Here is a 9,689-nt window from a genome sequence, read left to right on the forward strand (position 1 = left end):
AGACGACCGAGATGCACCACCCCACACAGCCCCGAGCCGAGGACAACCCGGGCTCCACGCTCGGGCTCATCGCCGCCGCAGCCGCCGGGATCGCCGCGGCCACCACCTTCCTCGCGGTCATCGGCGTCGCCGCCCGCGCCCTCGGGCTCCTCCCGTGACCGCCGCGCACGAGGTGCCCGCCACCGGTCCACGCCCGGGCGACATCGTCCGCACCCCCGCGGGGCGCCTGTGGCGCGTCGTCACCGTCTCCCGCGACATCGTGCGGGCCGTCGAGCTCGACACCGGCGTCCTCGCCCACCACGACGTCACCACCCTGACCATCCACGAGCGCCACCCCGGAGGACCCCGATGAGCACCCCGACCACCAGCCACGTCACCTACCGCCACCCGCAGCACAGCAGCCCCGCGCTGACCATCGACGGCGTCGATGTCACCCACGCGATGGAGGCCGGCTTCTCGATCCACGTGCCCGACCCGGGCGCGCCAGCGAGCCTGCGCGTCCGCGTCGTCGCCGACGACTTCACCTTCGACGGCGACGCGACGGTCACCGTGAACGTCCCCGAACAGGTGCGGGCTGCGCTCACGGCCGCCGGCTGGACCCCACCCGAGGGCACCGACCCCCGCCACGGTCTGCGCCTCGAGATCGTGCAGACGGACCCCGACATGTCGTGGAACGGCGCCCCTCACTTCCTGCGCCTGGCCGGTCGCAACGGCGAGACCGTCATGCACTCCGAGAACTACGTGTCGCGCTCCAACGCCCGCCGCGCCGCCAAGGGCCTCGCCGCGAAGCTCGGCATCACCACAGTCCGTGAGATGACGGCATGACCCGCATCCTCGGCATCGACCCGTCCCTGACCGGCACCGGCCTCGCGCTCCTCGACACCGACGACCACCTCGTCATCCCCACCGAGACGATCACGACGAAGGGTGCCGCCGGCGCGACCCTCACCGCACGCCGCCAGCGGCTCGAGCGGCTCGTCGACATCATCGTCGGGAAGGCGATCGACCACGGCACCGAGCTCGCCGTCATCGAAACCCCCGCCCTGTCCAAGGCCAACACGGGCACGTCCATGCTCAACGGGCTGTGGTGGATGCTCGTCGCCCGCCTGGTCGGCGCCGGTATCGACGTCGTCGAGGTCGGCGCCGGGCAGCTGAAGACCTACGCCACCGGCAAGGGCAACGCGTCCAAGGACGCCGTCCTCCTGGCCGTCGCCCGCCGATACCCACACGTCGACGTCACCAGTAACGACGAAGCCGACGCGCTCGTGCTCGCCGCGATCGGCGCCCGCCTCGTCGGCCACGCCATCGACGAACTGCCCGCCACCCACACCCGAGCCCTCGCCAAGGTGGCCCGACCAGGGATCGCAGCATGAGCACCCAGGCACCCCTCCTGCCCGGCCACGCCCCCGGATGGTCGTCACGCAAGGGCACCGCAGGCGCCGTCGAACAGCCCTGGGACGCAGACCTCCCCGCCCGCGTCTACGGCCTCTGCGAGTCCGGCTGGCACCACGACTGCCCGCAGGCGCCCCTGCTCGTCGCCGTGCCCGGTTGCTGCGCCTGCCCCTGCCACACCCCAGCAGGTGCCGCATGAGCACGAAGCACGTCGCGTCCTGCGACTGCGGATGGACCGGCGGGCCCTACAAGAGCGAAGCAGTCGCCGCCTACGCCCTGCGCCTGCACTCCTGCGAAGCGCACCGCACCCGCCTCGCCGCCGCGGCGCGCAACCAGGCACGCCTCGCCCGAATCGCTCAGATCGACCGCAACCCCAAGCCCTGCACCCACCCCGACGAGCACGGCCAGCCCCGCCACCAGCACGGCACCTACGTGGCCTACACCCTCGACCACTGCCGCTGCACCCCCTGCAGCCAGGCATCCGCCGACTACGAACGCGGCCGGGTGCGCCGCAACGCCTACGGCCGATCCAACTTCACCGACGCCGACCCCGTCCGCGAGCACATCGCCACCCTCATGACCGCCGGCATCGGGCTCAAGCAGATCACCCACCACACCGGCATCAACGGCGGCGTCCTGTCCAAGCTTGTCTACGGCATCCCCGGGCAACGCCCGCCATCGCAGCGAGTCCGCACCGACACCGCCAGCAAGATCCTCGCGCTCAACCCCCGCGACACCACCCTCCTCGCCGACGGCGCCCGCACCGACTCCACCGGCACCGCCCGCCGACTGCAGGCCCTGCACACCCTCGGGTGGGGTATCAACGCCATCGCCCGCCAGACCGGCCTCGACCGGCAGCGCCTCGACAACGCCATCCACGGCGGCAACATCGTCATGGGCACCCGCCGCGCCGTCACCGACCTGTACGAGCAGCTGTGGGACACCCCGGCCCCCACCGCGACGAAGGGTGAACGCCTCGCGGCCACCCGGGCGAAGAAGCGCGCCGAAGCAGCCAGATGGGTGCCGCCGCTGGCGTGGGACGACGAGACCATCGACGACCCCACCGCGACCCCCCACGTCGACGACCGCGACGCACGCGACCGCAAGTCCGGCCGCGGAACCGGCGCCACCAACGCCGACGCCCTCCGAGACTGCGCCGTCGACTGGGGCCTCACCCTCGCCCAGGCCGCGCACCGACTCCACGTCACCAACGCCGCCATCAGCCGAGCCCTGGCCCGCCTCAACGACGACGACCCCGACCTCGCCAACGAGCTGCGCGCCGCCTTCCGCCGCAACGCCATCGCCCAAGGCCACGACCAGCCCACCCGCGACGGCCTGCCCGCACGCGTGCGCGACCGAGGCCGCAGGAATGCCGCATGAGCACGCTCAAGCGCCCTCTCCTCGCCCCGCTGCCCGGGCACGCGCTCTCCGTCACCCGGATGCCATGCGCCCGCGCCCACGTCGAGTGCACCTGCAGCGACCTGCGCCTCGCCGTCCACGCCTCCATGAAGTCCGCCGAACGCGCCGCCCTGCGGCACTACATCGACCACGCACCCGACGGACCTGAGAAGGCCCGCGCCCAGCAGCTGCTCGAGCAGATCACCGAGAAGAGGAAGCCATGACCGACGACACGAAGACCGAGCGACCAAAGCGGCCCAAGAAGGCGCTCCGTCCCAACACCGCTATCGCCACCGGCATCCACCCCGTCACCCGGATTCCCCTCGCCCCCACCGACGGGCTCACCTACAGCGAGAAGCCCCGCTGCGAGACCTGCGTGCACCTCGACCTCGCCTACGAGGGCCGCACCGTCCGCGACTACACGTGCACCTTCGTCGACACGTTCACGGCCGTAGAGCCCGAGTGGCCCGGCTGCTTCAAGCACGAGCCCCGACCCGAGACCTGACCGCCCCCAGGCGACCCGGACCCCACCACCCGGCCCGGGTCGCCGAGAGGCAGCCAGCACCACAACCACCCACGCCCGCCACACCCCCAGCAGGAGCCATGACCACCGTGAGCGACCGCCGACACCTCACCCCCGTCCCCGACAACGGGACCACGCGCGACCTCACCCCACCCAACAACCAAGACGCCGAACGCGCCGTCCTCGGCGCCCTCCTCACCGGCAACCACACCGCCCTCACCGACGTCACCACCACCATCGCCGCCCACGACCACTACCGACCCAGCCACGAGCTCATCCACGACGCCATCGAGCACCTCTGGTCACGCGGCGAACCCGTCGACACCATCACCATCGGCGACCACCTCCAGCGCACCCAACAGCTCGACCGCGCCGGCGGACGCGCCTACCTCGCCGAGCTCCTCACCAACGCCCCCGTCCCCGAAACCGCCGGCTACCACGCCCGCATCGTCGCCGAGCACGCCACCCGACGCCGAGTCCTCAAGCTCGCCGACCGCCTCCGCGCCACCGCCCTGACCCCCGGCGACCTCGACCTCGACGACCTCACCACCCGCACCACCACCGAGCTCGCCCACCTACCACCACGCATCCCAGGCGTCGACGCCGACACCCCCGACGACCCCTGGGCGCCCATCGACCTCGCCGACCTCATCGCCCACGGCGACATGGCCGGCCCCACCGCCACCCTCGTCACCCGCCGCGACGGCAAGAACCTCCTCTACCCCGGCGCCATCCACTCCATCAGCGGCGAGCCAGGCTCCGGCAAGTCATGGTTCGCGCTCGTCGCCGTCGCCCAAGAGATCACCAACGGCCACGACGTGCTGTACGTCGACTTCGAAGACCGACCACAGACCCTCATCGCCCGCCTCCGCTCACTCAAATGCCCCGACCACCTCATCACCCGCCACGTCCGCTACATCCGCCCCCACGTCGCCCTCGACCCAGCAGCAGCCACCCGCCTCGACGCCCACGCCTCCGGCACCACCCTCGCCGTCGTCGACGGAATCACCGAAGCGATGACCCTCCACGGCCTCTCCCTCATGGACAACGAAGACGTCGCCCGCTGGCTCGCGCTCATCCCCCACCGCCTCGCCGCCCACGGCCCCGCCGTCCTCCAGATCGACCACGTCGTCAAGAACAGCGATTCCCGCGGCCGCTACGCCATCGGCGGCCAACACAAGCTCGCCGGCATCACCGGCGCCGCCTACAAGCTCCTCACCGTCAAGTCCTTCGGCAAGCAAGCCCACGGCCACGCCAAGCTCGTCATCGACAAAGACCGCCACGGCGACATCGGCCCCAACGGCACCACCGTCGCCGAGCTCCACATGGACGCCACCGACCTCCGCGAAAACGCCCCTATCCGCGCCTGGCTCGATCACCCCACCCAGTCCGTCGACGACGACGGCCACTTCCGGCCCACCACCCTCATGGTCCGCGTCAGCGACTTCCTCGCCAAGTCCAACGGCGTCTCCGGCAACGCGATCCGCACCGGGGTTCGCGGCAAGAAGGACTCCATCGACGACGCCATCGCCGCACTCGTCGCCGAAGGCCACATCCGACTCGAAGACGCACCCCGAGGTGGCTCTTTCCACTACCTCGTGACCCCCTTCACCGACGACCGAGACGAGGACTGATCCCTGTGGAAAACCCTGTGCACAACAACGCGACCGACTGTCCCCCCACCGTCCCCCCGACTGTCCCCCCGGACCGGGTCCCGGACGACTGTGTCCCGTCCCCCTCCCCTACGGGGGACGGACACAGTCCGACCGTCCCCCGGGACACGCTCAACCACCCGGGGGACAGACACCCCACACCCGACACCACCGACTGCACCCACGAGCAGCCCCCCACCACCGATCTCCGGTACCCCCTCGACGGCCCCCCGGTACTCATGTCCCGGTGCGCGACCTGCCGCCGGCCCGTGCCCAACCCCCAGCCGATCACCGACCGCGCCGCCGACGTGATGCACGAGGCGTGGATCAGGCGCTGCGGCGTCACGGCCTCGACCCGGGATCACGTCGCGGTGATGGTCCGCGCCCTCGACCCCGACGACCTGATCGTCACGCCCGAGCACGACGCGGCCACCATCCGCGCGGCCCTCCGCCCCCTCCGCGACTACGCCCGGCAGAAGGTCAACCTCTCCGCGCAGGTCGCCAGCACCGAGCTGAGCGAGCTCCTCCGGTCGCTCGCCAACGACCTGAACCGGATCCTGGACGAGGTCGAGAAGGGCGCGTCGTCGTGAGCGACTGCCCCCGCTGGGCCGCCGAACGCGCCACCCTGCCCGCCCACACCGACACCGACGAGCTCGCCGCCCGCGCCACCTGGCACGCCCAGTCCTGCCCCACCTGCCGCGGCTGGCACGCCCCCGAACACCTCGGACGGGACCTGCCCCCAGACGGCACAACCCTGACCGTCGCCGTCCTGTCGGCCGTCGCCGTCATCGAAGCGCAGACGACCCCACCAGCGCCCCCTCCCGCACCCCGTCCCGCGCTCCAGCCGCGAGCAACCACGCGCGACGCACACACACCCGCCCCGGCCCGTGCGCGCCCGCCAGCACCCGCCCTGACCCGTGACGGAGGGCACCTGCCACGGCGCACCCCAAGGACGTTCTCGACCGCCCCCGACCTCATGGAAGGACCCTGAAATGGCCCAGTGCACCGCCACCTCCAAGCAGTCCCGCGAGCAGTGCAAACGCAACGCCGCGCCGGGGCAGGAAGTCTGCGCGATCCACGGCGCGAAGTCCCCCCAGGCGCTGCAGGCTGCCGCCAAGCGTGAGCAGGAAGCGCAGGCCCGCGCCGACGCGCACCGGTTCGCCGCCCGCACGGACATCCATCCCGCTGACGCGCTCCTCGAGCTCGTCCACTACCAGGCCGGGATCGTCACGTACTGGCGCGCCAGGGTCGAGGACGTCACCGACGACGACCTCGTGTGGGGCGTGACGAAGCACGAGGACGGGTTCGGCGCCGAGGGCCCCATCGACAAGAAGACCCGCGAGGCCGGCCCGCACGTCGCCTACCGGCTCCTCACCGAAGCCCAGGACAAGCTCGCCGCCTACGCCGCCGCCGCGTTGAAGGCTGGCATTGACGAGCGGCGAGTGCGCATCGCGGAGTCCCAGGGCGCCGCGATCGCCGGCGCGATCCGCGCGATCCTCGACGCGCTCAACCTCACGCCCGAGCAGGCCGAGCTCGTGCCGCAGGTCGTGCCCGCGCAGCTGCGGCTCCTCGCCGGAGACGCGTCATGACCGGCCGCCCGCCGCTCACGCCCCACGACCGCAGCGACGACTGCCCCTGCGGGCCCGCGACGCGCCTGCAGATGACGGGGCGCGGCGACGTCTGGCACATCGGCCACCACCGCCTCGCCCCCACCGACACCCCCACGCCCGAAGGAGCCTGACCCATGCACCAGCACTCGACTCGTCCACCCATGCTCGCCGCCGACCACATCCGCGAACTGATCCGCACCCACACCACCACCAGCGTCGTCACCCGACCGGTCATGCGACCCATCCCCTCAACCGGCAACCCCCGCCTCTACCCACGTTGGGAGCCGACCGGCGCCACCCGCCAGGAACTGCACCATGTCACCGAGCCCCCGCTCCTCGAGCAGCTCGCCGGCGTTACCGGAACGACCGGCCTCTCCGACACCGACGCCGCCAAGGGCGGGTACGCGTCCAAGCCCGCCGCCCACCTCGGCGCCACCGACGCCCTCACCCGCATCGACCGCCAAGCACGCGCCCTCGCCGACGACCACGGCGTCGACAACACCGGCCCCCTCCCCGCCGTCCTGTCCCGCCTGTCCGGCGCCCTCGGACACGAACCCCACCGCCGCGTCCGCTCCTGGTGGGCCACCGCGCGGCTCCTCACCCAGCACGACACCCCCGCCTACCGGCCCCACGGCGTGCCGTGCCCCCACTGCTGGGACACCGACACCCTCCGCATCCGCATAGACGACGAGCTCGCCACCTGCACCGGTTGCGGCGAGACGTGGGACCGCACCGGCGAACCGGACCACGGCAGCCTGGACGTGCTGGGGCAGCACGTGGCGTGGTGCGCTGAGCACGAGGTCACGAAGGCCCGCCACTGGGACATCGACGACCAGGGCTACCCGACGGAGTGCGTCGAGTGCTTGGCGTTCCGGGTGGCGTGGGCGGAGTGGCGACTCGCCCACGCGGCCGGTGTGGACGTGGCCGCGCGGGCGAGTGCATAATGGGCTCAGCGATTCGTCATGCCCTCAGGCAGGCCGGGTCGCTCTCGCTACGTCGTGAGGTCCTCCAGCAGCGACGCCATGAACTTCGGTCCCTCGCTGGTGCTGAACTTCTCGGACAAGCGGCCGTTGACCGTCACGACCATCCCCCCGCGATAACGGAGCTTGATCGGGGCATTGAACCGCGGCCAGGGCTCGCCATCGAGGAAGTCCTGGCTGATCCACACGTACGGGGCGTTCGCGCGCGGGTCATCTCCCTCGGCATCCGACAGCACAGATATCTGCTCCAGGTCGCCTCGCGAGATCACCTTCACGTCAGTGCTGCCGCTCGGAGCCCCTTCCGTGTAGTCCTGCCAGCGGAACTCGTTCGTGAGCGTGGCCACCGCGACGTGGCGCTCCGTGAAGACGATGACCTGGCCAGACGTACGCATCCCTTCCTCCGTGAGATCGCCGTCAGCCCAGACGACGTCAGCGTGCTGTAGCAGGACAGCGATACGGCTCCACACGTGGCGGTGAGGGCCGGACAGGCCCATGGCCTGCGTCTTCTCCCAGACTGACCGGACCCACTGCTCGTGCCCCTCAGCGTCGACCATGAGAACTCCCCTTCATCAGCGCCCCCTCCGGTGAGGAGGCATCATGACAAACATCGTCCACGGCACCACCGACAGCGCCTTCGAGTTCGCCGCCCGCCTGTTCGAGCCCCCCACCCGTGCCTGGGCCACCCCCGGCGACCTCGCCCAACACCTCGACCCCCGCACCGTCCAAACCCCCGCACTCGACCTCATCGACACCGAACTCGCGCGGCTCCTCGACACCCCCGACGGCCGGCTCATCATCACCATGCCCCCACAGGAGGGCAAGAGCACCCGCGCCGCCGGCGACTTCCCCGTCTGGGCACTCACCCAGAACCCCGACCTGCGGATCGTCACCGCGTCCTACGCGCAGTCCCTCGCCAACCGCAACGGCCGCGCCATCCGCCGCCGCATCACCGAACACCCCGACCTCGGCCTGACCATCGCGCCCGACAACGGCGCCGTCAGCGACTGGACCCTCGACAGCCACACCGGCGGCGTCCTCTCGGTAGGCATCGGCTCCGGCCTCACCGGCCGGCCCGCTGACCTCATGGTCATCGACGACCCGATCAGCAACCGCGAGCAGGCCGACTCGAAGGTCTACCGCGACCGAGCCTGGGACTGGTGGACCGACGTCGCGTCCACCCGCCTCGCGCCCGGTGCCCCAGTCGTCCTCATCCTGACCCGCTGGCACCACGACGACCTCGCCGGCCGACTCCTCGCAGCCGAAGACGGACACCTCTGGCGCGTGGTCAACATCCCCGCCCAGTGCGTCGACCCCGACACCGACCCCCTCGACCGTGAGCTCGACGAGTTCATGGCCTCAGCCCGTGGCCGCACCCTCGCGCAGTGGGCCGCAGTCAAGGTCCGCGTCGGCTCCCGCACCTGGGCCAGCCTCTACCAGGGCAACCCGACACCCGACGAGGGCAACCTCTTCCCCGTCGACGCCTGGGCCCGCTACGAGCTGCCCATGTGGGTCGAACGCGAGGACGGGTCCCGGATCGTGCCCGAGGTCGGGCGCGACCCCAACCTCGAGCTCGTGCAGTCCTGGGACTTCACGTTCAAGGACACCAAGGCCAGCGACTACGTCGTAGGGCAGGTCTGGCTCCGCCGCGGCGTCCACGCGTACCTCCTCGACCAGGTCCGTCGCCGGGCCGGCTTCACCGAGTCCGTGCAGATGATGCTCGACCTGTCCGCGCGGTGGCCGCAGGCGATCGCGAAGCTCGTGGAGGACAAGGCCAACGGGCCCGCCATCTTGAACGCGCTCCGCTCGCGGGTCGGTGGCCTCATCCCCGTCGAACCCGAAGGGTCGAAGTACGCTCGCGCGGCCGCGGTCACCCCGTTCGTGGAGTCACAGAACGTGGTCCTGCCCGACCCGCTCAAGGTCGACGGCACCGCGTGGGTCACCGCCCTGACGGAGGAAGCGCGGGAGTTCCCCGCCGGCGCGAACGACGACACCGTCGACGCCATGTCCCAAGCCGTACACCGCCTCCTGCTCGTGCCCCTCTTGGGTGACGGCGACACCCACGACTGGACCGAGCTGCTCGACGACACCGACGACGCCCTCGACTGGGCACCCAGCTACTAGCAACCTCGAAGGG

General features: G+C 71.5%; 15 protein-coding genes. 14 read left to right on the forward strand and 1 reads right to left on the reverse strand.

The window, feature by feature from the left end:
* The first annotated feature begins 11 nt into the window (after nucleotides 1-11).
* The 13 genes from JT1_RS07760 to JT1_RS07810 all read left to right on the forward strand — a co-directional run bounded on the left by JT1_RS07760 (nucleotide 12) and on the right by JT1_RS07810 (nucleotide 7,519).
* The gene (locus JT1_RS07760; RefSeq protein ID WP_169701911.1) at nucleotides 12-158 is read left to right on the forward strand and encodes a hypothetical protein; all 147 of its coding nucleotides are present in this window, start codon (nucleotides 12-14) and stop codon (nucleotides 156-158) included.
* Nucleotides 155-352 (forward strand): hypothetical protein, encoded by a 198-nt coding sequence (locus tag JT1_RS07765; RefSeq protein WP_068325012.1) that lies wholly within the window; start codon nucleotides 155-157, stop codon nucleotides 350-352. The genes JT1_RS07760 and JT1_RS07765 overlap by 4 nt, the downstream gene beginning before the upstream one ends.
* Entirely contained in the window at nucleotides 349-825 is a 477-nt protein-coding gene (locus JT1_RS07770) for a YegP family protein (RefSeq protein ID WP_068325013.1), read from the forward strand. The genes JT1_RS07765 and JT1_RS07770 overlap by 4 nt, the downstream gene beginning before the upstream one ends.
* The gene (locus JT1_RS07775; RefSeq protein WP_068325014.1) at nucleotides 822-1,373 is read left to right on the forward strand and encodes a crossover junction endodeoxyribonuclease RuvC; all 552 of its coding nucleotides are present in this window, start codon (nucleotides 822-824) and stop codon (nucleotides 1,371-1,373) included. The genes JT1_RS07770 and JT1_RS07775 overlap by 4 nt, the downstream gene beginning before the upstream one ends.
* Nucleotides 1,370-1,591 (forward strand): hypothetical protein, encoded by a 222-nt coding sequence (locus JT1_RS18350; protein ID WP_169701912.1) that lies wholly within the window; start codon nucleotides 1,370-1,372, stop codon nucleotides 1,589-1,591. Before JT1_RS07775 ends, JT1_RS18350 begins: the two co-directional genes overlap by 4 nt.
* Nucleotides 1,588-2,772 carry a hypothetical protein gene (locus JT1_RS07780; RefSeq protein ID WP_068325015.1) on the forward strand — a complete coding sequence of 395 codons (1,185 nt, stop codon included), beginning with the start codon at nucleotides 1,588-1,590 and terminating at the stop codon, nucleotides 2,770-2,772. The genes JT1_RS18350 and JT1_RS07780 overlap by 4 nt, the downstream gene beginning before the upstream one ends.
* On the forward strand, nucleotides 2,769-3,014 hold the full coding sequence (locus JT1_RS07785) for a hypothetical protein (RefSeq protein WP_068325016.1): 246 nt from the start codon (nucleotides 2,769-2,771) through the stop codon (nucleotides 3,012-3,014). Before JT1_RS07780 ends, JT1_RS07785 begins: the two co-directional genes overlap by 4 nt.
* Nucleotides 3,011-3,295, forward strand: coding sequence for a hypothetical protein (locus JT1_RS07790; RefSeq protein ID WP_068325017.1), 285 nt, complete (start codon nucleotides 3,011-3,013; stop codon nucleotides 3,293-3,295). Before JT1_RS07785 ends, JT1_RS07790 begins: the two co-directional genes overlap by 4 nt.
* 98 nt (nucleotides 3,296-3,393) lie before the next feature.
* Nucleotides 3,394-4,947 carry a DnaB-like helicase N-terminal domain-containing protein gene (locus tag JT1_RS07795; RefSeq protein ID WP_068325018.1) on the forward strand — a complete coding sequence of 518 codons (1,554 nt, stop codon included), beginning with the start codon at nucleotides 3,394-3,396 and terminating at the stop codon, nucleotides 4,945-4,947.
* Nucleotides 4,948-5,234: 287 nt separating this feature from the next.
* Nucleotides 5,235-5,555, forward strand: a complete 321-nt coding sequence (locus JT1_RS07800) for a hypothetical protein (protein ID WP_169701913.1) — start codon at nucleotides 5,235-5,237, stop codon at nucleotides 5,553-5,555.
* Between the two features lie 402 nt (nucleotides 5,556-5,957).
* Entirely contained in the window at nucleotides 5,958-6,554 is a 597-nt protein-coding gene (locus JT1_RS07805; RefSeq protein ID WP_068325020.1) for a hypothetical protein, read from the forward strand.
* Entirely contained in the window at nucleotides 6,551-6,706 is a 156-nt protein-coding gene (locus JT1_RS18355; protein ID WP_169701914.1) for a hypothetical protein, read from the forward strand. Before JT1_RS07805 ends, JT1_RS18355 begins: the two co-directional genes overlap by 4 nt.
* Nucleotides 6,707-6,709: 3 nt before the next feature.
* On the forward strand, nucleotides 6,710-7,519 hold the full coding sequence (locus JT1_RS07810) for a DUF7341 domain-containing protein (protein ID WP_068325021.1): 810 nt from the start codon (nucleotides 6,710-6,712) through the stop codon (nucleotides 7,517-7,519).
* Between the two features lie 47 nt (nucleotides 7,520-7,566).
* On the opposite strand, the gene JT1_RS07815 is transcribed toward JT1_RS07810, so the two are convergent.
* Nucleotides 7,567-8,109 (reverse strand): hypothetical protein, encoded by a 543-nt coding sequence (locus JT1_RS07815; protein WP_068325022.1) that lies wholly within the window; start codon nucleotides 8,107-8,109, stop codon nucleotides 7,567-7,569.
* 43 nt (nucleotides 8,110-8,152) lie between these two features.
* On the opposite strand from JT1_RS07815, the gene terL reads away from it, so the two are divergent.
* Complete coding sequence (gene terL / locus JT1_RS07820; protein WP_068325023.1) at nucleotides 8,153-9,676, forward strand: phage terminase large subunit; 1,524 nt, start codon at nucleotides 8,153-8,155, stop codon at nucleotides 9,674-9,676.
* The last annotated feature ends 13 nt before the right edge of the window (nucleotides 9,677-9,689 follow it).

It is taken from the genome of Janibacter terrae NBRC 107853, assembly GCF_001591405.1.
In the GTDB taxonomy this organism is placed as follows: Bacteria; Actinomycetota; Actinomycetes; order Actinomycetales; family Dermatophilaceae; genus Janibacter; species Janibacter terrae.

What these genes read in the sequence shown, in the direction of transcription:
- JT1_RS07760 (WP_169701911.1), top strand. Translation starts at nt 12, where the DNA reads ATGCACCACCCCACACAGCCCCGAGCCGAGGACAACCCGGGCTCCACG.
- JT1_RS07770 (WP_068325013.1), top strand. Translation starts at nt 349, where the DNA reads ATGAGCACCCCGACCACCAGCCACGTCACCTACCGCCACCCGCAGCAC.
- JT1_RS07775 (WP_068325014.1), top strand. Translation starts at nt 822, where the DNA reads ATGACCCGCATCCTCGGCATCGACCCGTCCCTGACCGGCACCGGCCTC.
- JT1_RS18350 (WP_169701912.1), top strand. Translation starts at nt 1,370, where the DNA reads ATGAGCACCCAGGCACCCCTCCTGCCCGGCCACGCCCCCGGATGGTCG.
- JT1_RS07780 (WP_068325015.1), top strand. Translation starts at nt 1,588, where the DNA reads ATGAGCACGAAGCACGTCGCGTCCTGCGACTGCGGATGGACCGGCGGG.
- JT1_RS07785 (WP_068325016.1), top strand. Translation starts at nt 2,769, where the DNA reads ATGAGCACGCTCAAGCGCCCTCTCCTCGCCCCGCTGCCCGGGCACGCG.
- JT1_RS07790 (WP_068325017.1), top strand. Translation starts at nt 3,011, where the DNA reads ATGACCGACGACACGAAGACCGAGCGACCAAAGCGGCCCAAGAAGGCG.
- JT1_RS07795 (WP_068325018.1), top strand. Translation starts at nt 3,394, where the DNA reads ATGACCACCGTGAGCGACCGCCGACACCTCACCCCCGTCCCCGACAAC.
- JT1_RS07805 (WP_068325020.1), top strand. Translation starts at nt 5,958, where the DNA reads ATGGCCCAGTGCACCGCCACCTCCAAGCAGTCCCGCGAGCAGTGCAAA.
- JT1_RS18355 (WP_169701914.1), top strand. Translation starts at nt 6,551, where the DNA reads ATGACCGGCCGCCCGCCGCTCACGCCCCACGACCGCAGCGACGACTGC.
- JT1_RS07810 (WP_068325021.1), top strand. Translation starts at nt 6,710, where the DNA reads ATGCACCAGCACTCGACTCGTCCACCCATGCTCGCCGCCGACCACATC.
- JT1_RS07815 (WP_068325022.1), bottom strand. Translation starts at nt 8,109, where the DNA reads ATGGTCGACGCTGAGGGGCACGAGCAGTGGGTCCGGTCAGTCTGGGAG.
- terL (WP_068325023.1), top strand. Translation starts at nt 8,153, where the DNA reads ATGACAAACATCGTCCACGGCACCACCGACAGCGCCTTCGAGTTCGCC.